This window comes from Campylobacter sp. BCW_6467, assembly GCF_001762855.1.
Lineage (GTDB): Bacteria > Campylobacterota > Campylobacteria > Campylobacterales > Campylobacteraceae > Campylobacter_D > Campylobacter_D jejuni.
The window spans coordinates 25921-49644 of the sequence record NZ_MJXP01000027.1; the positions used below are offsets into that span (position 1 = coordinate 25921).

At 30.0% G+C, this 23724-nt stretch carries 21 protein-coding genes and 1 pseudogene; 7 read left to right on the top strand and 15 right to left on the bottom strand.

Annotated features, from left to right (window positions below; all coding sequences use genetic code 11):
- Positions 1–5: 5 nt before the first annotated feature.
- The 4 genes from sucC to AJ888_RS04010 form a co-directional block, all read right to left on the bottom strand.
- Positions 6–1169 carry an ADP-forming succinate--CoA ligase subunit beta gene (sucC, locus tag AJ888_RS03995; protein ID WP_002855069.1) on the bottom strand — a complete coding sequence of 388 codons (1164 nt, stop codon included), beginning with the start codon at positions 1167–1169 and terminating at the stop codon, positions 6–8.
- On the bottom strand, positions 1170–2072 hold the full coding sequence (locus tag AJ888_RS04000) for a malate dehydrogenase (RefSeq protein ID WP_002861258.1): 903 nt from the start codon (positions 2070–2072) through the stop codon (positions 1170–1172).
- A complete protein-coding gene (locus AJ888_RS04005) occupies positions 2069–4273 on the bottom strand; it encodes an NADP-dependent isocitrate dehydrogenase (RefSeq protein WP_032603403.1) in 2205 nt (734 codons plus the stop codon). Before AJ888_RS04005 ends, AJ888_RS04000 begins: the two co-directional genes overlap by 4 nt.
- A 116-nt stretch (positions 4274–4389) precedes the next feature.
- Positions 4390–6960 carry a DUF3971 domain-containing protein gene (locus AJ888_RS04010; RefSeq protein WP_002861256.1) on the bottom strand — a complete coding sequence of 857 codons (2571 nt, stop codon included), beginning with the start codon at positions 6958–6960 and terminating at the stop codon, positions 4390–4392.
- Between AJ888_RS04010 and mltG the strand changes: the two genes are divergently transcribed.
- The 5 genes from mltG to AJ888_RS04035 all read left to right on the top strand — a co-directional run bounded on the left by mltG (position 6875) and on the right by AJ888_RS04035 (position 11009).
- Positions 6875–7876 (top strand): endolytic transglycosylase MltG, encoded by a 1002-nt coding sequence (gene mltG / locus AJ888_RS04015; RefSeq protein WP_032603289.1) that lies wholly within the window; start codon positions 6875–6877, stop codon positions 7874–7876. The genes AJ888_RS04010 and mltG overlap by 86 nt on opposite strands.
- A gap of 79 nt (positions 7877–7955) precedes the next feature.
- The gene (gene flgB, locus AJ888_RS04020; RefSeq protein ID WP_002861254.1) at positions 7956–8387 is read left to right on the top strand and encodes a flagellar basal body rod protein FlgB; all 432 of its coding nucleotides are present in this window, start codon (positions 7956–7958) and stop codon (positions 8385–8387) included.
- 9 nt (positions 8388–8396) lie between these two features.
- On the top strand, positions 8397–8891 hold the full coding sequence (gene flgC / locus AJ888_RS04025) for a flagellar basal body rod protein FlgC (RefSeq protein ID WP_002855235.1): 495 nt from the start codon (positions 8397–8399) through the stop codon (positions 8889–8891).
- Between the two features lie 6 nt (positions 8892–8897).
- Entirely contained in the window at positions 8898–9194 is a 297-nt protein-coding gene (gene fliE / locus AJ888_RS04030) for a flagellar hook-basal body complex protein FliE (RefSeq protein WP_002856884.1), read from the top strand.
- A 6-nt stretch (positions 9195–9200) separates the two neighbouring features.
- Positions 9201–11009 (top strand): peptidoglycan D,D-transpeptidase FtsI family protein, encoded by a 1809-nt coding sequence (locus AJ888_RS04035; protein WP_002861253.1) that lies wholly within the window; start codon positions 9201–9203, stop codon positions 11007–11009.
- Here AJ888_RS04035 and AJ888_RS04040 read toward each other — a convergent pair.
- From AJ888_RS04040 to AJ888_RS04090, 11 genes and pseudogenes are all read right to left on the bottom strand, one after another.
- Complete coding sequence (locus AJ888_RS04040; RefSeq protein ID WP_002861252.1) at positions 11006–12775, bottom strand: Na/Pi cotransporter family protein; 1770 nt, start codon at positions 12773–12775, stop codon at positions 11006–11008. The genes AJ888_RS04035 and AJ888_RS04040 overlap by 4 nt on opposite strands.
- Before the next feature lie 3 nt (positions 12776–12778).
- On the bottom strand, positions 12779–13213 hold the full coding sequence (locus AJ888_RS04045) for a hypothetical protein (RefSeq protein WP_044778764.1): 435 nt from the start codon (positions 13211–13213) through the stop codon (positions 12779–12781).
- Positions 13213–13530, bottom strand: coding sequence for a rhodanese-like domain-containing protein (locus tag AJ888_RS04050; protein ID WP_002872637.1), 318 nt, complete (start codon positions 13528–13530; stop codon positions 13213–13215). The genes AJ888_RS04045 and AJ888_RS04050 overlap by 1 nt, the downstream gene beginning before the upstream one ends.
- Entirely contained in the window at positions 13527–15353 is a 1827-nt protein-coding gene (gene htpG / locus AJ888_RS04055; RefSeq protein ID WP_002921604.1) for a molecular chaperone HtpG, read from the bottom strand. The genes AJ888_RS04050 and htpG overlap by 4 nt, the downstream gene beginning before the upstream one ends.
- A gap of 72 nt (positions 15354–15425) precedes the next feature.
- Positions 15426–15794 carry a fluoride efflux transporter CrcB gene (gene crcB / locus AJ888_RS04060; RefSeq protein WP_002855143.1) on the bottom strand — a complete coding sequence of 123 codons (369 nt, stop codon included), beginning with the start codon at positions 15792–15794 and terminating at the stop codon, positions 15426–15428.
- A complete protein-coding gene (locus AJ888_RS04065; protein ID WP_044778765.1) occupies positions 15788–16480 on the bottom strand; it encodes a lysophospholipid acyltransferase family protein in 693 nt (230 codons plus the stop codon). The genes crcB and AJ888_RS04065 overlap by 7 nt, the downstream gene beginning before the upstream one ends.
- Positions 16461–17657 carry an SH3 domain-containing protein gene (locus AJ888_RS04070; RefSeq protein WP_044779934.1) on the bottom strand — a complete coding sequence of 399 codons (1197 nt, stop codon included), beginning with the start codon at positions 17655–17657 and terminating at the stop codon, positions 16461–16463. Before AJ888_RS04070 ends, AJ888_RS04065 begins: the two co-directional genes overlap by 20 nt.
- A pseudogene (gene purQ / locus AJ888_RS04075) lies at positions 17629–18301 on the bottom strand (phosphoribosylformylglycinamidine synthase I). Before purQ ends, AJ888_RS04070 begins: the two are co-directional and overlap by 29 nt.
- 1 nt (position 18302) lies before the next feature.
- On the bottom strand, positions 18303–18548 hold the full coding sequence (gene purS, locus AJ888_RS04080) for a phosphoribosylformylglycinamidine synthase subunit PurS (RefSeq protein WP_002857003.1): 246 nt from the start codon (positions 18546–18548) through the stop codon (positions 18303–18305).
- Positions 18549–18556: 8 nt separating this feature from the next.
- On the bottom strand, positions 18557–19267 hold the full coding sequence (gene purC / locus AJ888_RS04085) for a phosphoribosylaminoimidazolesuccinocarboxamide synthase (RefSeq protein WP_002880951.1): 711 nt from the start codon (positions 19265–19267) through the stop codon (positions 18557–18559).
- A 1-nt stretch (position 19268) separates the two neighbouring features.
- Complete coding sequence (locus AJ888_RS04090; RefSeq protein WP_079861063.1) at positions 19269–20603, bottom strand: S41 family peptidase; 1335 nt, start codon at positions 20601–20603, stop codon at positions 19269–19271.
- Positions 20604–20720: 117 nt separating this feature from the next.
- On the opposite strand from AJ888_RS04090, the gene AJ888_RS04095 reads away from it, so the two are divergent.
- A complete protein-coding gene (locus AJ888_RS04095; protein ID WP_002859054.1) occupies positions 20721–21011 on the top strand; it encodes a metal-sensing transcriptional repressor in 291 nt (96 codons plus the stop codon).
- Between the two features lie 111 nt (positions 21012–21122).
- The gene (locus AJ888_RS04100) at positions 21123–23696 is read left to right on the top strand and encodes an ATP-dependent Clp protease ATP-binding subunit (protein ID WP_070296141.1); all 2574 of its coding nucleotides are present in this window, start codon (positions 21123–21125) and stop codon (positions 23694–23696) included.
- The last annotated feature ends 28 nt before the right edge of the window (positions 23697–23724 follow it).

Below are 23724 nucleotides of genomic sequence, written 5' to 3' on the forward strand. Positions count from 1 at the left end.
TATCCTTATCCTACTAAACTTTTTACAAGCTCTGCACCGTTTTTAAGATTGGTTGCTGCTTTGATATTTTTAAGATTTGAATTATCTAAAATTGTCTTTGCTTCTGCTGCGTTAGTGCCATCAAGACGCACTACAATTGGAATATTTACCTCAACATTCTTAGTAGCTTCTAAAATTCCATTTGCTATCCTATCACAACGAACAATGCCACCAAAGATATTAATAAATATAACTTTTACATTTTTATCTCTTAAAATAATTTCAAAAGCCTTTGCAACAGTTTCGGGAGAAGCTCCCCCACCTACATCTAAGAAATTTGCAGGTTTTGCGCCACTATAATTAATAATATCCATAGTTGCCATTGCTAGACCCGCGCCATTTACCATACAAGCTACATCTCCATCTAATTTCACATAGCTTAAGCCAAATTCAGCCGCTTCTCTTTCAGCAGGATTTTCTTCGGTAATATCTCTAAGTTCAGCAATTTCAGGATGACGATAAAGCGCACTATCATCAAAACTGCATTTTGCATCAAGGGCATAAAAATCCCCTTCTGCAGTTTTAATTAAAGGATTGATTTCAAGCATATTCATATCTTTATCCATGTAAAGCTTATAAAGTTTAGCTATCATAGAAATGAGTTTTTTGCCTTCATCTTTATCAAGTCCTAAAACTCTCGCTACTTCAAGTCCATGAAACATTTTAAAACCAATTTGTGGATCAATGCCTACTTTTGCAATTTTTTCAGGACTTTCTTTGGCTACTTTTTCTATATCCATCCCTCCTTCACTTGAAGCGATAATGGTAATTTGCTCTGCCATTCTATTAAATAAAATAGCCAAATAATACTCTTTTACTATATTAGCGCCACTTTCTATATAAAGTTTTTGCACGAGCTTACCTTCAGGTCCTGTTTGATGAGTTACTAAATTCATTCCTAAAATTTTACTTGCGTAATCTTTTACCTCATCTAAATTCTTAGCGATTTTAACACCACCACCAAGACCACGGCCTCCTGCGTGAATTTGAGCTTTAACTGCCCAAACACTACCGCCTAATTCTTTAGCATTAGCCACAGCTTCATCTACGCTAAATGCAACTTTTCCCTTTAAGGTAGGGATGCCATTGTCTGCAAAAATTGCTTTTGCTTGATACTCATGTATGTTCATTTATTCTCCTTTATATTGATATTTGATTAAAGATTTTTCTAATTTGTCTTTTTCTTGCAAACTAAGATCTAATCTCATGATTTCAATCACACCTTCAAGTCCTAATCTTGCCATAACTCCCAAGGCTTTGTTTTGCACTCCAAATTCTCCATGTAAAATCACACTCATAGGTAAAAACTCGCCACTTCTTATGGACTCAAGCATTCTTATGCAAGCACTAGCAGGGGCTAAATAAGCTGAAGTTTTAAGATGTTTAATTACTTTAGCTCCACCTGTTTTAACTTCATTTTCCAAATCATCAAATTCTTCTTCATTTAAAAATTCGCTTATATTTTTATTTTTAACACTTGCGTAAGATTTTACCAAAACCATATCATCATTATGAAAACCAATAAGTCTTGTATCCACACTTGACATCTTGACCTTAAGTTTTTTGGCAAGCTCGTACTTAAATCTTGCATTGTCTAAAACTCCCGCCATGGCTATAATTTTCTTTGATGAAAAAATTCCGCTTTCATAAAGAGTATTAAGTAGAAAATCCACAGGATTAGTTAAAATAATAAAAAGCGGATCTTCTGTAAAATCTTTAATTTTTTTAGCACAATCAAGCATAATGCTTGTATTTAACTGAAGCAATTCTTCTCTACTTTGCCCATCTTTTCTAGCAAAACCTGCGCTAAAAAGCACTATATCTGAATTTTTAGTATGAGTATAATCTTTAGTGCAAAGTAAATCTATATTTAAATTTAAAGCAGCTATGCTTTGAGTAAGCTCTAGTTCTTTTGCATAAAGTAAATCCTCATTGATATCTACTAAAACAATTTCATTTGCTATCTCTCTTAAAATCAAAGCATAAGCTACGCTTGAGCCTACATTACCAGCCCCTATAACAGTAATTTTCATCTTTGTCCTATTTTTTCTAAAATAGCGTTAAAAGTTGCACTTGGACGCATGATTTTATTTGCTTTTTCATCATCAAATTTATAATATCCACCCAAATCCACTTTCACACCTTGTGCATCATTAAATTCGGCTCTGATTTTTTCTTCATTAGAAGAAAGCTCTAGGGCAATATCTTTAAAAAAGCTTTGAAGCTCCATATCACTTGCTTGTCTTGCTAAATGATTTGCAAAATACATTGCTAAATAAAAATGACTTGTTCTATTATCATCTTCTTTAACTTTTCTTGATGGAGCTTTATTATTTTCAAGCCATTCGCCTATAGCCTCATCAAGACATTCTGCTAAAACCTTAGCTTTATGATTGCTACATTTATTTGCATAAAATTCCAAACTTGCTTGCAAAGCCAAAAATTCACCCAAACTATCCCAACGCAGATGATTTTCTTCGACTAATTGTTCTACTTGTTTAGGTGCTGAACCCCCTGCTCCTGTTTCAAACATAGCTCCACCCTTTAACATAGGCACAACAGAAAGCATTTTTGCACTTGTTCCAAGCTCTAAAATAGGAAAAAGATCGGTTAAATAATCCCTTAAAACATTACCCGTGATAGAAATAACATCTTTACCTTCTCGGATTAACTCTAAACTTCTTAAACAAGCTTCTTTTGGAGTTAAAATGGCTATATTTTTACCCTTTTCTTTTAAACGATTTTGTACCAAAGTTATCATGATTTTATTACTAGCTCTTTTGCTATCTAACCAAAAAATAGCTTCGGCTCCACTAAGTTCTGATCTTTCTATACCTAAATCAATCCAATTTAACACCGCATCAAATTTAGCCTGATTGACTCTATAAATATCACCTTTTCTAACCTTATGTTCTAATAAAACTTTACCGTTAGAAACTATTTTAAAAGCTCCTTCTTCTTTAGCCACAAAGGTTTTATCGTGCGAGCCATATTCTTGAGCCTTTTTAGCCATTAAACCTACATTAGATACACTGCCAAGTTTTGAAGGATTTAAAGTACCATTTTTATGCAAATCTTCAATAACCGCCTCATAAATAGTTGCGTAAGTTTGATCAGGAATTACGGCATTTGTGTCCTTTTCCTTACCTTCCTTATCCCACAATCTTGCGCCATTTTTAAGCATTGCAGGCATAGAAGCATCAACGATAACATCGCTTGGAACATGAAGATTTGTAATGCCTTTATCTGAATTTACCATAGAAATATCTGCAGATTTAGCTAAAATTTCATTGTATTTTTTTAAAATTTCATCTTTTTTGCTTGAATTTTCGATCTTACTTAAAAGCTCACTTAAACCATTATTTGGATTAATACCTAATTTTTCAAATTCATCTTGAAATTCGATAAATAATTCTTTAAAAAATACTTTTACCGCATAACCAAAAAGTATAGGATCGCTTACTTTCATCATTGTAGCTTTTAAATGCAAAGAAAAAAGCACATCATCATCTTTGCTTGCTTTAATTTCTTTTGCATAAAATTCCTGAAGTTTTTGCACATCCATAAAAGTAGCGTCTAAAATTTCATTTTTTTCAAGTTTTAAGCCCTCTTTTAAAATTTCATTTTTACCATCAACGCTTGTAAATTCTATATTAGCCACACAATCTTGATCGATTAAAACCGCTTTTTCATTAGAGAAAAAATCCCCTTCTTTCATGTAAGAAACACGAGTTTTTGAGTTTGGATTAAACTCAACCACACGATAAGGATTGTTTTTTGCATAGTCTTTTACCGCTTTTGTTGAACGACGATCTGAATTTCCTTGTCTTAATACAGGATTAACCGCTGAACCTAAAACTTTTTGATATTTTGTTTTAATTTGCAATTCTTCATCATTTTTTGGCTCATCTGGGTAATTTGGTAACATGTAACCCTTATCTTGCAATTCTTTAATCGCCGCCTTAAGTTGAGGAATAGAAGCTGAAATATTTGGGGTTTTAATAAGATTTGCATCCGATCTTTTGACAAGCTCGCCTAAAAGCTCTAAAGCATCTTCACATCTTTGTTCCTCTTTTAAATACTCACTAAAAGTAGCTAAAATCCTTCCAGATAAAGAAATATCCGAGGTTTTTACTCCTATATGTGCCCTACTTAAAAAAGCTTTCACTATAGGCAAAAACGAATAAGTCGCAAGAGCTGGAGACTCATCTGTTAAGGTATAAGTAATTTGCATTTTTAGTCCTTTAAAATACTTATTTTTATTTTCATTTTTAAGTATATTACAAATAAAAAAAAATGCAAGAGTAAGTTTAAAGTTTGTTTTAGTTTTCAAACAAACTTTAAATATTTTTAATTAAGTAAATTAGCAGGAAGTTGTATGATATTTTTAATAAGATTAAAAGGGGTTTTTAGAGTATCTGTTAAAATTTCGGTATGAAATTTAGGATCATCTATACTTCCATCTATTTTTAAGTTTGTGCTAATTTCTTGATTTTTACCTAAAATTACATAATTTAAAATTGGAACCTTGGATATAGCTTCTGAAGCTGATTTTAAAGTTTTAAGCTCTAAACTAAAATCCACTGTATTTAATCTTAAATTTGCTGATCCTAAACCATATATATCTACACTATCGCCATTTAAATTAATAGCTGAAACACTTAAAAGATCTTTTTTTCTATTAAAAATAATCTTTCCATCATGCAAGCTTAAACCTTTTTGATTAAAAGTTGGAGATTTAAACATCAATAAACTTGGTACAGTATCGATAAAGGAAATAAGCTGATTTACACCTTTTAAATCCTTCACATAAGTGTTTTTAAAATCGATCTGTCCATCAAAATACTCCAATCCACTTCCTTTTATACTTAAGTTAAACACTCCATCTTGAACAGCTTGTTTTTGTAAAAACTCATTTAAATAATTATCATCAATATTGCTAACGTTTAAATTTAAATCATTAGAAGAATAATAAAGATCAAATTTTGCATTTCCTCTAGAACCTTTAAGATCCAAAGCATCGCCTTTTAAATCAGCCTCTACCCTATCAAAAGCCAAAGTTTTATTAGAATCTGGCAAAATTAAAGCAACATTTGCTCCACCAAAACTAATATTTTGGGTATTAGTAGAAATATCAAATGTTGAATTTGAAGAGTTGGAACCTTTTCTATAAATATAACTTAAATTTTTCAAATGAATTTCTTTATTATCAGAACTTATTTTAGCACTTGCTGTATCACTTTGAGTATGAATTTCCATAATGCCCTTATTTTTTACAATATCAAAGCTATCATTTTCATAAGGAGTTTGACCGTTAATAAGTAAATTATTTTTAAAATAAGCATTATTAACGCTTGCATTAAAATCTTCAAAATTTAAAGTTTTATAATAAACATTTTTAGCATCGATAAACCCAAACTTTTTAAGCAATGGAGAAAATGAAAATAAAATCTTAGGATTACTAAGATTAGCCTCAAGTCCATCTTTAAAATTTAAAATCAAATTCCACTGAGGAATGCTAATGTTAACATTTTGCGAATAATCTAATTTTACTTCTACATTTTGATTTTTTAAATCTAAAAGCTCCCCATTGTCAAAATAAAGCCTTGAAATCTGAGTATTGAAATTTCCTTGCTGTTTTTGTAAGTCAAATTTAGCATTAAAATCAGCTTTTAAAAAGCCATTTTCAACACTAGCATTTTCTATATTTAAATTATTTTGATTTAATTTTACAAATGCTTTTGTAATATTAAAATCAGCCAAAGAAATACTAGCATTCTCTAAAGCTAAAATACCACTATAAGAAATTTCACCCTTATCATGAAAATCAATTTTAAGCTCTAAATCACTTTTAATTTTTCCGCTTTTTTGATAAAAAGGTAATGAAAAATGATAATCTTCCAAAGCTTTAGCAAGTTTTTCATCAAATTTTAGATTATTAGACTTAATGCGCAAATAAATCCCAGCTTTTTTTTCATCAAATAAATCATATAGATAAACCTTACTAGAACTTAAATCAGCACCATTATAGAAAGCTTTATTAAAGACAAAATCAAGCTTTTGTTTGTTTAAATTTAAATCGAGTTTTGGAATTTCAATAGCATTCATTTTATCATCCAAGCGAACTTTGACATTATTAACATAACCTGATGCGCTAATATTGTCTAAATAATAATTATTTTTAGTAAAATCTATAAAGCCCTGCAAATAATCTAAATGATAAAATTCTCCCTTAGCCCTATATGCCATCCAAAGATTTAAACTCTGTGGAAGTTCTATTCTTTTATTAACTCTTTTAAAAATTTCCGTAATATTTCTAATATTTAAATCTTCTATTTTATAAGCTAAATTTTTATCTTTGTAAGAGATGCTTGCGTTAAAGTCAAGCAATTCTCCACTTGCTCTACCTTGAAAATAATAAAACTCGCTCTTAGTATTGATACTTAAATTTCCATCAATATTTAAATCATAATCTTTTAATAAAAGTTTTTTAATACCAGCTATAAGTTCTTTATTTTGACGCTGTAATGTTAATTTTAAAAACAATAAATCATTATCTATAAAAAATTCATTATCTTTAAATAAAATACGCACATGATTATCTTTTATATTTAAATTTTGTATATCAATCTCTTCAACAAAAGTATATAGATATTTTAAATTTTTTGTTATTTTTAAAATCTCTGTTGAAGCATTATCAGAAGAGTGAGTTTGTGATGAAATTTCGGAATTTTGAGTCTCATTTATAGTGATATTTTTTGCTCGTACAATTAATTTTTTATCTAATTTAATATATAATTGTTCTAATTTTAAAAAATCAAATTGGATACTAGAGATGACAATCCCATTTTTAAGCACTATAAACAAAGCTAATATAAGCACAACAAAAAATACAACAATATATAAAATTTTCTTTTTCATACGCAACTTCTTTTTGATATTTATTTTGGGGATTTTTTATTATCTAACTCAGCCTTTAAAAAGCAATTCTGTGGTATTTATTCCCCAAGGTTCAATTTCTCAAATTATAACATATTTAAAGCAAAATAAATATCAGATGAGTAGTATTGATAAATATATTTTATTTTTTTTAGGACACCCTCAATCAGGCTGGATCAACATAGGTACAAAAGATTTAAATAGGGCTGAATTTCTACATAAACTCACTATTGCTAAAGCAGCGCTTCAAACCATTACTCTTATCCCAGGAGAAACAAGCGTAATCTTTTTAGAACAAGCAGCCAAACAACTTGGACTTGATAAAGATATGCTTTTAAAAGAATTTCAAGCTCAAGCTCCTTATGATGAAGGAGTTTTTTTACCAGAAACTTATAAAATCCCAAAAGGCATTACAGAAAATCTACTCATTCAAATGCTTTTAAACCATGCTGAAATTTCCAATAAAAAAACTTCTGAGAAAATTTTTGGGGATTATAATCCAAAAAAATGGCACCAATATATCATCATCGCTTCTGTAATACAAAAAGAAGCTGCCAATGAAAATGAAATGCCTATAGTTGCAAGCGTAATTTATAATCGACTTAAAAAAGGTATGAAGCTTCAAATGGATGGAACTTTAAATTATGGAATTTACTCCCATGTAAAAGTTACCCCACAAAGAATAAGACAAGATAATAGCTCTTATAATACCTATAAATTTACAGGATTGCCTAAAGAAGCGGTTTGTAATGTTTCTTTAGCTGCTATTCGTGCAGCTATTTTTCCTTTAAAGACAGATTATTTATATTTTGTGCGTGATAAAAATACTGGAGTTCATATTTTTAACACAAATATAGATGATCACAATAAAGCCATAAATTTACAAAAAGGAAAATAATTTTGATATTTTTATGCGAAATAGTTAAATTGGAACAGTATTTGCTTGTTAATATTAAAAATTATAAAAAGGATAAAAAATGATTAACCCATTTAAGTCAAAAGAACTAGTCACTGGTGCTTTAGCGGGTAGAAATCTAAGAAATCAACTCATCAATGCCAATCTTGCAAATGTTGATACTCCTTTTTATAAAGCAAGAGATATTGAATTTGAAACAGCTTTGGTAAATCGTGCAAATGAAATTTTTAAAAAAAATGATAATAAAGAATTGCAATTAGCCATAACCGAAGAAGGACATCAAAAACCTTGGAAATTTCCAGATCCTAGTAAATCTACTATTTACTTAAGAGACGGACATTTAGCAAGAAATGATGCAAATACTGTTGATCTAGATGTAGAAACCACAGAAATGAGCAAAAATACAGTTATGATAACAGCTCTTGATGGAGTTTTAAGAAGACAAAGCAATATCTTTAGTTCTATACTTGACGCAAGCTCTAAATTAAGTTAAAGGTAAATTATGGCATACTTAAGTGATTTTGATATTAGTGGTTATGGTTTAAGTGCTCAACGTTTTAGAATGAATGTTATTAGCTCTAATATAGCTAATGCAAACACTACAAGAACAGCTGAGGGTGGGCCTTATAGAAGACGCGAAGTGATCTTTAAAGCAACAGATTTTGATAAGCTTTTAAATGAGCAAATTAACAAAGATAATAATTTTTTAAAATATGAAAATCCTTTAAATGATCCAAGTTCGCCAGAAGAAGCTAAACCTGCTATTCAAAGTGTTGTAGTGGATAAAGTGGTCAGAGATGACAAAGATTTTCGTATGAAGTATGATCCAAGCCATCCTGATGCAAATGCTGAAGGTTATGTAGCGTATCCAAATGTAAATCCTGTTATTGAAATGGCAGATTTGATTGAAGCTACAAGAGCTTATCAAGCCAATGTAAGTGCTTTTACAAGTGCAAAAACTATAGCTCAAAGCGCGATTGATTTATTAAGAGGATAATAAAAAATGAACAATATTAATGATTTAAGATTAAATAATAATATTTCAAATACCAACAAAAGTCAAAATTCCACAGGAATTGGTGATGAATTTGCCAAGATGCTTAAAAATGAAATCGATGATTTAAATAAAGCACAAGAAAGTGGAGAAGCTGCAATGACAGACATTGCCACAGGACAAGTAAAAGATCTGCATCAAGCAGCTATAGCTATCACTAAAGCTGAAAGCAGTATGAAATTTATGCTAGAAGTAAGAAATAAAGCGATCAGTGCTTATAAAGAAATCACAAGAACTCAAATTTAAACCCTAATGCAAGAATATAAAAAAAATAGGGTTTCAAAAGTTGCCTTTGCCTACTGCATGGCACTTTTGTTTATGATTATTTTTATCAGCTCTACTTTTTTTCTTACATCAAAACGTCATATACCTAACACTGAAAAAGATCAATACGCTCTTGCTCTAAGAGGATCGATTATAACTAAAGATAATTTTACTATCACAAGTTCTAAACAAATTTATCGTGCTGAAATTGATCTTAGAAGTATCAACAAAGATAAATTTGATCTATTTTTAAAGCTTTTTCAAATTTATAGTGGGATAAGTAACGATCAAATAGCAGATATTAAAAAAAGAATGCAAAATCAAAAAAAACGTTCTTATAATTTTGTTCTTTTACAAAACTTAGATTCCAAGCAAGCAAGCTACCTTAAAGACCTTGCTAAAAAACTTTATATACAAGGCTTTTTCAAAGCTTTTACAAATAATTCTGGAAGAGTTGAAACAAGAGGATTAAATATCATCGAACATGAAGAAGATAGAATTTACATGTCAAAAGATTCTTTTACTCCTATTATCGGTTATACTAAAATGATATTAGATCCAGAAAGTGGAATTTTAAAAAATATAGGAGTTAAAGGTTTAGAAAAATACTACGATGAATGTCTAAGTCCTGTTCAAAATGAAAAAATTCAAGGACTTAAAGATATAGGTGGAAATATTATTTTAAATCTAAATTCACTACAACAAAAAAAGATCAATGGTTGTGATTTATATTTAAATCTTTCTTTGAAACTACAAAAAAGCATAGAAAAAGCCATAGATCAAAGAAATGAGGATTTAAAAGCCAATGAAATCATCGTTGGGGTAATGGAAAGCAAAACAGGAAGAATTTTAGCTTTAGCAAGCTCAAGGCGCTATGACCCGCAAAATCGTGGAAAAGATCTATCAGTTCTTAATGCAAGTGCTATAGAATATGGCTATGAAGCAGGTTCTGTTATAAAACCTTTTATCTTTACAACAGCCTTAAGACTTGGTAAAATAAAAATGGATGAAGTAATTAATACTTATGGCGGTTCTTATAAGCTAGGACGTTTCACCATCAAAGACGATCACAAAATGGACAAAATGACTATGGAGGAAGTTATAAGATATTCTTCAAATATAGGCATGATACAAATTGCTAAAAGACTTAACAATATAGAAATCGTATCAGGACTTAAAATATTTAAATTTGGCGAAAAAAGTGGTATTGACCTACCCTATGAACAAAAAGGAGAAATTCCAAATCCTAAGCGCTTAAGAGATATAGAAAAATCTGTTTTAAGTTATGGTTATGGACTTAAAACAACCTTTATACAACTCCTTGCAGCTTATAATGTTTTCAACAATGATGGGTTTTATATCACACCGCGTTTAGCTGAAAAATTCTATCAAAATGGACGCTTTACAAATCTTGATAATGATGTAAAAAAAGAAAAAATTCTTTCTAGCGAAGCCACTAAAACGATGCAAAATGTTCTTATAAATGTTATAGAAAAAGGAACAGGAAAAAAGGCAATTACACAAGGTATTATTGCAGGAGGTAAAACAGGAACGGCAAGAATAGCCGAAAGACAAGGTTACACCTCAAATCGCTACAATGCATCCTTTTTTGGTTTTGCAAATGATTTAAATCACGCCTATACCATAGGAGTTCTCGTAAGACATCCTACTAAACCTTATAGTTATTATGCTGCACAAAGTGCTTTGCCTATGTTTAAAGATGTTGTTGATATTTTAATCAATGAAGAATTTCTAACGCCTATACAAGACAATAACCAAACTAGCACAAACAACTAGTTTGATATATCTTTAGAAAATATCACCTCAACAGCACCTATAAGTTCTTCAGCAATCTTAGCAGCAAAAGTTGTATCATTAAGTATTGAAATTCCTTCAGCTGTTGTGATTTTTCTTACTGAAATAAGATGTTCAACATTGCTCAAGGTTAAAGTATCGATTTCTTTTAAAATTTCTTTTCCTTTTTGAAGATTTTTAATAATCAAATAAAGCTTTTCACGATCTTCAACCACTCTAAGCTCTTCGATACTTCTTAAAAGCTCTCCTAAATTCGATCTAATTTTATTATACTCTAAAGCCAAAAATTCATTAGAAGAACTAGAATATTTCTTAATATTTGCTTGGATAATTTTTAAATTTTTAGTTGTTTCGGCTAAATTTTTAGCTGCCATCTTAAAGGTAAAAATTTTATGATTCTTTGTTTCATCGTTAATATAAACTTGTGCTTTAGTTGAAAAATCAATAATAGCTTCAAAAAGAACCTTTATCCTAGTTTGATACAAATAGTCCAAATCCACATTTTTACTAAACCACCTTTTATTTTCTAAAATTTCTTTAAAACTTTTATCACTTTGTATATCTTTACGACTAAAACCTATAGCATGAGCAACAATTGCATAGGTATTGTTATAAAGATGCTCGCTTTCTTTCCTTAAAGCTTCGATGGCTGTGTCACTAAACTTAACCAAACTACTATCAAGATATAAAGGTTTGTCTTTATTCTTATCTTTAGGAGCTTTTACCAACTTATTTAAAAAAAGAACAATTTGAGGAGTAAAGAATGAAAAAAACACAACACCAATTAAATTGAACAAAGTGTGAAATAATGCTACTTTCAAAGCTATATCTTCTATGTTTAATGCAATGGATAAAAAATTAAGAAAATGTATAAAATAAGGAAAAATAAGCACTATTAAAAAAGCTATACCAAAATTAAAAATACAATTTGCAAACGCTAATTTCTTTCCTTCAATATTGGTACTTAAAGAAGCTAAAACAGCCGTTACAACCCCTCCAACACTAGTACCTAAAGTTGCTGCTAAGGAATTTTCCAAACTGATTTGTCCAGCAAGTAAAGCAGCAACAATAATAGCCATTGTAGCTGTGCTTGATTGTATAACTCCTGTAAGCAAAGCACCTAATCCTAAAAAAACAAAAACTCCTTTAAAACCAGCAAAATCAAAGCGAGAAAGATCAATTATATGTTTAAAATTTTCAAAACCACTTTTAATATAATCCACACCCAAAAAGAAAAATCCTATACCAATAAAAATATTACCCAAACCCTTTAAAACACTATCTTTTTGAAAGAAAAATAATACTCCAATAATCAAAAGTGGGATAGCTAACATTGAAATTTTAATATTTGTCAAACCAACAATCAGCCAAGAACTTGCCGTATTTCCTAAATTTGCTCCAAAAATAATCCCTATGCCCGCACCTAAAGAAATAAGCCCTGCACTCAAAAAAGAAATCGTAATAATAGAAACTAAAGTTGAAGATTGCATAATTAAAGTACTTAAAGTACCAAAAAGTATACTTTTTATCTTTGTATTGGTTGACTTTGCTAAAATTTTTTCAAGCAAACCACCACTAAAAGCTTTAAAACCTATACCTAAATTAGTCATTCCAATAAGAAGTATTGCCACTCCTGCTAAAAGATTGGCAAGCTCGTCATAACGAATTAAAATAAAAATCAGAACTAAAGTAAAAATGCTCCATGAAATAAATTTAAAATATTTTAAAGAATTTCTTTCCTCTTGCAATACCTAACCTTTTAATTTTTCAAATTCATTCATCAGAAATTCTCTTAAATTTTCAGCTTCTTCTTCGCCTTTTTCTAGATACTCAAGTAATAAATTTTCCAATTCCTTTAAAAAAGAAAAAAGTTCATTTTGCCAGATACTATCGTTTTTATTACTCAAATTCATGGTTTGTATGAAAGTCAGCTCCCTGCTTAAATCCCCAAGTTTTTCTAAAAATTCATCTTTTTGATCAGAAATTTTTAATGCTAAATTAGCATTTTGGATATTTTCTTTAAATTCTCTGATTTTTTCATCGATTAAATCACAAAATTTCGGATAAATATCCATTTTAATAGGCTCTAAAAGAGTTCGCTCATCTATATTTAAAGTAAGCTTTTTAACAGCAAAATAAAGAGCTAAAAAAGACAAAGCTGCTATGAGTAAATAAATTCCTAGCATTAATAACCCTTAAGGGCTAGCATTCCGCCATCTAAATTGATGCTTTCAAGTCCCAATTTTTCAGCTATAAATTCAGCTGCAACCATGCTTCTATGACCACTACGACAAATAAAAGCAAGTTTTTTATTTTCATCTCTTTTGCTTTGAAATTCATCTAAAAATTTAGCATTTAAAAGCCCTTGATTATCATATAAAGCTACACATTGCGCATTAGGTAAAATGCCTTCTTCCCATTCTAAAGGAGTACGCACATCAAAAATTTGATATGCGTTTAAATCTTGCTTTGTCCAAAGACTCGCAGGGATATTTTCTATCATGAAAAAGCCTTGTTGATGATTTTTGTAAGGCTTGCATTAAATTCAGCAGGATTATCCACACCCATACCTTCGCTTAGTTTTGCCATATTTAAAACCAAAGTTGCTATATCTGCACTAAAGGTTTCGTTATTTTTAAGACCTGTAAAAATAGCGTGTTTTGGATTGATTTCTAAAATAGGTTTGAAATTTTGTTCTTGACCCATTTGTTTTAAGAGTTGTTGCATAGCAAAATCAGGTTTATTTTTATCATAAACTATACAACTTGGGCTATCTTTTAAACGACTGGTTAGTCTTACATCTTCAACTTGATCTTTTAGAAGTTCTTTAAATTTAGCTACAAGTGGAGCAAAAGTATTTTTTTCTTCATCGCTTAGTTCATTTTTATCTTCTACTTGATTGATGGCTACAAATTTCAAACCTTCAAATTCTAGCATAGGAGTTACTAAAGAATCAATCTCATCGTCCATGAGTAAAACTTCTATATTTTTTTGTTTATACTCTTCAAGTAAAGGAGAGGTTCTTAATAAACTTTCATTATTTCCTGCTATATAAAAAATTTCCTTTTGTTCGCCTTGAAGGTCATTTTTATACTCCTCTAAAGAGCGTAAATTTTCACCTTTAGTGCTTTTATAAAGCATGAGTTTTAAAAGACCATCTTTTTCTCCACCAAAACCATAAAGTCCTTCTTTTAATACCTTGCCAAAGGTTTTAAAGAAAGATAAGTATTTTTCTTTATCATTGTTTTTTAGTTTTTCAAGTTCACCTAAAATCTTTTTAACGCTAGCTTCTTTAACACCTTTTAAAATTTGATTTTCTTGTAAAATTTCACGGCTTACATTAAGCGGCAAATCTTCTACATCGATAATCCCACGCACAAAACGCAAATAAGTTGGTAAAAGTTCTTTATCGTCATCACTGATAAATACGCGTTTTACATAAAGTTTTAAGCCACTTTGATAATCCACACGGAATAAATCAAAAGGTGCATTTTGTGGTATGAAAAATAAAGAATTGTATTCTAATTTTCCTTCGCTTTTAGTGTGAAGATAAAGTAAAGGTTTGTTTGAATCATGAAAATTTTGCTCATAAAATCTTTCATAATCTTCTGCTTTAAGGCTTGATTTTTGCATTCTCCATAAAGCATTGGCTTTATTGATTTGAGAAATTTTAAGTTCAGTTTTCCCTTCTTCTTCGCCTTCTTTAGCAGGAGTAAATTCTTCTTTTTCCATGAAAATTGGAAATTGAATATGATTAGAATATTTTTCAATAATGCTTTCGATTTTATAAGTATTAGCAAACTCATCATCTTTTAAATATAAAGTAATGCTTGTTCCTTGTTCTTCTTTGTTTGCGTCATCAATCTCATAACCATTTGCATCAGAACTCCAAAGATAAGCTTTATCATCTAAAGCTTTTTTACTTAAAACTTCGATTTTACTAGCCACCATAAAAGCAGAATAAAAACCTACTCCGAATTGTCCTATGAGTTGAGAATCTTTTTTAGCATCACCGCTCAAATTTTCTAAAAAGCTTTTAGTACCGCTTTTTGCTATGGTTCCAAGGTTGTTGATAAGATCATCTTTATCCATACCTATACCATTATCACTAATGCTTAAAGTTTTTTTATCTTTGTCAATTTTGATTTCAATTTTAGGTTCGAATTTTAAGCTTTTATATTTATCATCACTTACGCTCAAAAAATTAAGCTTATCTAAAGCGTCGCTTGCGTTTGAAATAAGTTCTCTTAAAAAAATTTCTTTATTAGAATATAAAGAGTGTATCATAAGCTGTAAAAGCTGATTTACTTCGGTTTGAAATTGCATTTTAATCTCCTTTGTAATTTTTTAAAGTGGTATTTTAGCAAAAAATACAAATTCTAAAGTAAATTTAAAGATTTATTTGAAAATTATAAAACCAAGCCATGCGGCAAATAAGCAAAGAAAGACATTTAAGATAATATTTAACGCAAAATGAAGATAATTTCCACTTTGCAAAAGAAGTAAATTTTGATAAGAAAAAGTAGAAAAAGTTGTAAAAGCTCCTAAAAAACCTGTACTTATAAAGCTTTTAAGCAAAGGAGATAAACCTTTATTTTGGGCATAAGAAAACAAAAGTCCTATGATAAAAGAACCCAAAACATTAACAAAAAGAGTTCCAAGGCTGATAGAATAAGGAAAAAATTTATTCACTAAATTTATAGAAAGCATTCTTAAGATTGCCCCTATAAATCCCCCAAAACCAACAACTAAAAGGGTATTTAGCAAAGCTTAGCTCTTTCTTGCTCGAGCAATTCTTGCATTTTTTTTCTGGTGTTTTCAAGCCATTTTTCATCATTTGTATCGACTAAATCCATACAAATGATTTTAAGTACTCCACTGCTTGCACTAAAACTTTTTGTGTCTAAAATTTTTGCAGAATCCACAATTAAAATAGGCTGAACTTTAAGATTTAATTTTTCACTTAAAATTTTTGCTCCACTTTGAAATTTAAGCATTTTTTCATTTTTAGATCTAGTTCCTTCTGGAAAAATAGCCAAAACCCTATCTTCGCTAATTCTTTCTTTTGCTTCTTTTAAAACTCGTACCAAATCACGCGGATTTTTTCTATCTATACAAAGAAGTTTTGGTTTTTTCATAGCGACTTTGAAAATAGGAATTTCTCCTAATTCTTTTTTGGCAATCCAGCATAAATTTTTAGGATATAATTCTTCTAAAGCAATGATATCTAAAGCACTTTGATGATTCATTAAAATCATCTGAGCTTGTGGATTAAAAGTACCAATGATTTCTTGTTTATAAGAGATGGTATATCTTTGAAATTTAGCCCAAATTTTGCGGATTTTCCAAAGTGTGTTTTGAGATTTTGTAAAGTAAAAACAAAAAACCACCAAAGCAACGCTTAAAACAAAAAAAATCCAAAAATAAAGAGCTTTAATTTTTTTGTAAATCATCTTTATTAACCCAACCTATTTTTCCATCAGAAAACAGTACTTTAATATAATTTTGTCTTTTGCCTAAAACTTCTACTTTTTCATCTGCATTTGCCGTATAAAAATAAGTTGAAGGCTCTGTAGGTAAAATTTTAGCCCTAGAACCAGCCTTGATAATTGCATTTTGAGTATTGGTATCCACAAGAAAACTAAGCGCAAAACAAACAACTGCCAAAGCCAGAATAATGTAATTTTTTCTCCATACAAATAAAGCTCCAAATAAAACCGCTAAAAACCATAAGGTATATTGTTTATAAATATTTAAGTCTTTATTTACAGGATTTAAATCACTCTGAGTGCTGATCTCATCGTCACTAATTTTTAGTTTTAAATTTATATTTTCAAGCTTTTTACTGTCCTTATTGAAATACGAAAATTCAAAATTTGTTTTACTTAATGGCAAAATAGCATAATAAAAAGCACTAGAAGCATTAAAATCCCCTTTTAAATTTTCAATGCCTTGCTTTTGAATTCCTTCTATAAAAAAGCTTTTAAGATTTGTATTGGTTGCGTTTAGTTCTACCATCATAATGATATTAGCATCATCAAAATAACTCGCTTTAACTTTTTTAATTTCCAAAGAACTTGCCACAAGGTGTGAAAAATCTTTATTGGATAAAGTATTTTCAAATTTGATAGGATTAAGATTGATATCAGCCTCTTGAAAAGCTTCATTATTTCTAAGAAGTTTGATAGAAATTTTACTCAAACTAGCATTTGAATTTTTAGCTTCAAACCATAAAGTTGTTTTATATTCGTTATTGATAAATTCCCATTTTGCATCTGGATTTAAAAAAGATAAATTAGTTTTTTCTACGCTTATGTTAAAATCAAATTTTGTATTTTCCGTAGTGCGAGCATAGATCGTAATAGGAAAAACTTCTCCAACATATACCCTACTTGGATATTCATCATTTGTAAGAACCAAACTCCCTTTAGCTATAAAAGGATCATCTACATTGCTTTCAAAGTCATTATTTTCATCGCTTGGCGGAATATTTTGATAAATTTTTTGTTCTTCTTGGGGTAATTTTTGTAATTCTTTTTGCATATTTTCATCTTGGCCGCTAAATACAGAAATTTCACCTCTGCCGAACAATACAACAACACTAAAAACTAAAGTTAATAAAATTTTCAAAATAAAAAGCCTTTAAGCATTTTCAAACCTAGATCATTACCTAGAACTTTTTCACAAGCACGCTCAGGATGTGGCATGAGTCCAAAGATTTTTTTGTTTTCATCACAAATTCCTGCGATATCAAATACAGAACCATTTGGATTTGACTCGTATTTTAGAGTAATAAGATCTTTATCTTGCAATTCTTTTAAAGTAGCCTCATCAGCGTAATAATTTCCCTCTCCATGGGCAATTGGCAAATTAATAATTTCATCTTTTTTGAAATTTTTCAAAAAGGCATTATCATTAGAAACTACTCTTAAATTTTGGTTTTTTGAGATAAAGCTAAGATTGTTGTTATGCTTCATTGCACCTTTTAAAAGACCGCTTTCAAGTAAAATTTGAAAACCATTGCAAATACCTAAGATATATCCTCCCTTTTTTGCATGATTAAAAACACCTTGCATAACAGGAGCAAGTTTTGCAATAGCTGCACATCTTAGATAATCTCCATAAGAAAATCCGCCTGGCAAAACAACTAAATCTGCATCAAATTCTTTTTCTTCATGCCAAACAATCTGCGTTTTTACTCCAAGTTTTTCAAAGGCATAAGCTGTATCAAATTCACAATTTGTCCCTGGAAATCTAATAATAGCAACTTTCATTTTACTCTTTCTCAATTACAAGCTCATAATCTTCAATGACGCTATTTACCAACAACTCTTCACACATTTTTTTTACTTGTTCTTTGGCTAATTTTTCATCTTTCTCATCAAGAGAAATTTTGATTTGTTTTGCTATTTTTACTTCTTTTACGCTATTAAAATTTAAAGAATGCAAAGCTTTTTCCACCGCTTTGCCCTGTGGATCTAAAACCCCATTTTTTAAAGAAATATTTACAATAACTTCCATATTTTTCCTTAATTTAATATTCTTTTTAAAACTTCTTCATAAGCCATTTTTACATTACCTAGATCTTGACGAAATCTATCTTTGTCTAATTTTTCATTACTAAATTTATCCCAAAATCTACAACTATCAGGACTTATTTCATCAGCTAAAACAAGCTCATTATCTTTAGTTAAACCCAGTTCGATTTTAAAGTCAATCAGCCTTAAATTCTTATTGTCAAAAAATGGAGTTAAAATAGAGTTAATCTTTCTAGCTATATTTTTAATTTCACTAATTTGAGCTTCATTTTGCACTAAATTTAAAATCAAACAATGCTCATCATTGATAAAAGGATCGCCTAAGGCATCATCTTTAAGACAAAATTCCACCAAAGCAAAAGGTAGTACAGTGCCATCTTTAATGCCCAGTCTTTTTGTAAGAGAACCTGTTGCAACATTGCGTACTATAACTTCAATAGGAACAATTTTACATTTTTTAACTACTTGTTCTGTATCGCTTATAGTTTCTACCAAATGGGTTTTAATCCCATTTTTTTCAAGCAAATGAAAAATTTCGGTACTGATTTTACAGTTTAATGCGCCTTTTCCACTTTCATTGCCTCTTTTTTCTGCATTAAAAGCAGTTAAATCATCTTTAAACTCACTAATTAGTAAATTTTCATCATCAGTTTTGAAAAGTTTTTTACCTTTTCCTTCGTAGAGCATTTCTTTTTTTGTCATTTTATTGTCCTTGTTTGATATTTAAAATTTTAATAGTATCAATAGCTGATTTTAACTGTGCGTCATCATTGATTTGTTTTTGACTGATTAGATTTTTATTGTCTTTATTTTCTTGTTTATCTTCTTTTTTATTTTTATCTATTTTTTCAAGCTCACTTTCTAAATGTTGTTTTAAGTCGCTTTCTTTTATAGAAAAACCATCTTCTTGAGTATTTACTTTACCTGGAAAAACTTCAATATCAGGTTTTACACCCACTGCTTGAATAGTACGGCCGCTTGGAAGATAATATCTTGCAATAGTAAGCCTTAAAGCTTCAGTTTTATTAATAGGTATGATTTGTTGAACACTACCTTTTCCAAAAGTATTTTCACCCACAATAACACCGCGTTTAAGATCTTGCAAAGCTCCACTTACGATTTCACTTGCACTAGCACTTCCACCATTTACAAGCACAACCAAAGAAGCATTAGAAATTTTGTTTTTAGGATCGGCTTTATATTCTTGATTTTCACTTGTGATGCGTCCTTTTTGAGAAACAATAACACCTTTATCTACAAATAAATTTACAAGTCCTATGGCTTGATTTAAAAGTCCACCAGGATTATTTCTAAGATCTAAAATAACCCCTTTAACATTAGGATATTTTTTAAGTTCTTTACTTGCCACATCTACAACATTTTTATCAAAATTTGTAACTCTAAGATAAAGAATGTTTTCATTTTCTATCATTTTTGCATAAACACTTTCTATCTTAATAATTTCTCTTGTAAGTGTAACATCAAAAGGTTTTGTTGCACCTTTTCTAAAGATGGTTAAAGTGATTTGAGTTTTTGGCTTACCACGCATTTTATCCACAGCATCATTGAGATTAATTCCCAAAGTGGCCTCATCATTAATTTTTAAAATAATATCTCCTGATTTTATCCCTGCTTTATCTGCTGGTGTTCCTTCTATAGGAGAAACAACTGTTAAAGCACCATCTTTCATACCTACGGTTATACCAAGGCCACCAAATTCACCATTGGTTTGAATTTTCATATCATTAAAATCTTTTTCATTTAAAAAAGAAGAATGCGCATCAAGATTGCTTAAAAGCCCTGATAAAGATTTATCCACCAAATCGCTGATATTTTGATCATCCACATAATATTGCTCTACTATGGCAAGAGTTTTTGTAAGCTTATCTAAAGCTTCTAGGCGTTTTTGAACCTGCTCTTCTTTTTGATCAACTTTAGCTTGTAAATGACTCGTTAAAAATAGACATAAAATAAAAGTAGTGACAAAGCCTGCAAGACCTGCAAAAAATCGTTTTGTTTTCAAAATAAGCTCCATTATTGAGTTTTAGTTTAAAGAGTAAATTTTAATAAAAATTACTTAAAACTTCGTAAATAAATTTAAATTCTTAAAAATATGTTAAAATAGACTAAAAATTCCAAAAAGAAAGTTAATACAATGTGCCAAGAAAAACATACTCATACACATTCTCAAAAACATCTTAAAGCAGTTTGCAATCGTCTAAGTAGAACCATAGGGCATTTAAGTGCTATTAAAAGAATGGTTGAAAATGACAAAGACTGTAGTGAAATTTTAATCCAGCTTGCTGCCGTAAAAGCCGAAGTTAACAATACCGCAAAAGTAGTTTTAAAAGAACATTTAGCTCATTGTATGGTACATGCTATAGAAGAAAATGATATTCAAAGCATAGAAGAATTAAACAAGGCTATAGATATGTTTATGAAATAGTCTAAAATTAGTCATTTGTCCTATTATTTAAAAAATTTTACTCAATTAACTTGACATTATATGGCTAAAGTTATATAATGTCAAGTATATAAACTAAATAAAGGATAAAACATGGCAAATATACAAGATTTTTTAACTGATAATATGCTTTCAAACCTTGAAAGTGCAGCATCTTTAGCTATACATTCTAAAAATACCGAAGTCGTATCTTTGCACCTTTTATGGGCTTTAAGCGTAGATAGTACAAGTATTTTAAATCAAATTTTAAATAAATTAAATATTTCTAAAGAAGCCTTAGAGCTTGAAATTAAAAGCAGAATTTCAAAACTTGCAACGAGTTCAAATGTAAGCCGTGAAAATATACGCTTTTCCAATGAACTTATAAATTCATTAGAAAATGCTAAAGGATTGATGAGTGCTAATGGAGATAGTTATTTAAGTGTGGATACTTGGCTTATAAGTGAAAGTCAAAAAAGTCCTATTAAAGAAATTTTGGCGCAATTTTTAGATTTAAGAGAATTTCAAAAAGAGCTTGAAAGTCTAAGAGCGGGACGAAAAATCGATAGCAAAACAAGCGATGAAACCTTAGACAGCTTAAATAAATTTGGTATAGATTTAATCTTAAAAGCAAGTGAGGGTAAACTTGATCCTGTTATAGGCAGAGAAGAAGAAATCGAACGTTTGATGCAAATTTTAATACGCAAAACCAAAAACAACCCTATACTTTTAGGTGAACCAGGCGTAGGAAAAACAGCTATAGTAGAAGCTTTAGCACAAAGAATTATCAAAAAAGATGTTCCAAAATCTTTACAAAATAAAAAAGTCATCGCTCTTGATATGAGTGCTTTAATTGCAGGTGCAAAATACAGAGGAGAATTTGAAGATAGATTAAAAGCTGTGGTTAATGAAGTGATAAAAAGTGAAAATATCATTCTTTTTATCGATGAAATTCACACTATAGTAGGTGCTGGAGCGAGTGAAGGCAGTATGGATGCGGCAAATATTTTAAAACCCGCTCTTGCAAGAGGTGAACTCCATACCATAGGCGCAACTACTTTAAAAGAATATCGTAAATATTTTGAAAAAGATGCAGCCTTGCAGCGCCGTTTTCAGCCTGTAAATGTAGGTGAGCCAAGTGTTAATGAGGCTTTGGCTATGTTAAGGGGTATAAAAGAAAAGCTTGAAATTCATCATAATGTAACTATAAATGATAGCGCTTTAGTAGCCGCAGCTAAACTTTCAAAGCGTTATATAGCAGATCGTTTTTTACCTGATAAGGCTATTGATTTAATCGATGAAGCTGCAGCTGAACTGAAAATGCAAATTGAAAGTGAACCAAGTTCTTTAAGAAAAGTACGCAAAGATATAGAAACTTTAGAAGTTGAAAATGAAGCTTTAAAAATGGAAAATGATGAGAAAAATCAAAAAAGACTCGATGAAATCACAAAAGAACTAGCTAATTTAAAAGAAAAACAAAATGCCCTAAATTCACAGTTTGAAAATGAAAAAAGTGTTTTTGATGATATAAGTACTAAGAAAAAAGAAATTGATCTACTTAAAAATGAAGCTTCTTTAGCTAAAGCTAGAGGTGAATTTCAAAAAGCAGCCGAGCTAGAGTATGGAAAAATTCCAAGTCTTGAAAAAGAAGTAGAAATTTTAGAAGATAAATGGAAAAAAATGAGCGAAAATGGAGTTTTACTTAAAAATCAAGTAGATGAGGATTTGGTTGCTGGAATTTTAAGCAAATGGACAGGTATTAGCGTGCAAAAAATGCTAACCTCTGAAAAACAAAAATTCTTAGAAGTGGAAAAACATTTAAAAGAAAGTGTCATAGGACAAGATAAGGCCTTAAGTGCTTTAGCTAGAGCCATTAAACGCAACAAAGCAGGACTTAATGCGGACAATAAACCTATAGGAAGCTTTTTATTTTTAGGGCCAACAGGGGTAGGAAAAACACAATCAGCTAAAGCTTTGGCGAAATTTTTATTTGATGATGAAAAAGCAATGATTCGCTTTGATATGAGTGAATTTATGGAAAAACATAGCGTTTCAAGACTCTTAGGTGCGCCTCCAGGATACATAGGGCATGAAGAAGGTGGAGAGCTTACTGAAGCTGTACGAAGAAAACCTTATAGCGTGCTTTTGTTTGATGAAGTTGAAAAAGCACATAAAGATGTATTTAATGTGCTTTTAGGGATTTTAGATGATGGTAGAGCAACCGATAGCAAAGGTGTAACAGTGGATTTTAAAAATACCATTATCATTTTAACTTCTAATATCGCCTCAAGTGCTATTATGAATTTAAGTGGAAAAGAACAAGAAGATGCGGTAAAAAATGAGTTAAAAAATTTCTTTAAACCTGAGTTTTTAAACCGCTTAGATGATATTATCACCTTTAATCCGCTTGGAAAAGATGAAGCTTATGAAATAGTCAAGCTTTTATTTAAAGATTTACAAATGAGCTTAGAAAACAAGGGGATAAAAGCAAGTTTAAGCGAAAATGCGGCCCTTTTAATCGCTAAAGATGGTTTTGATCCTGATTTTGGTGCTAGACCTTTAAGAAGAGCTATTTATGATCTTATAGAAGATAAATTAAGCGATATGATACTTGCTAATGAACTTCATGAAAATGATAGCATTATCATTGATGCAAAAGATGATGAAATAATCATCAAAAAAGCTTAATCATTTTGAAAGTAGAAAGGAACTACTT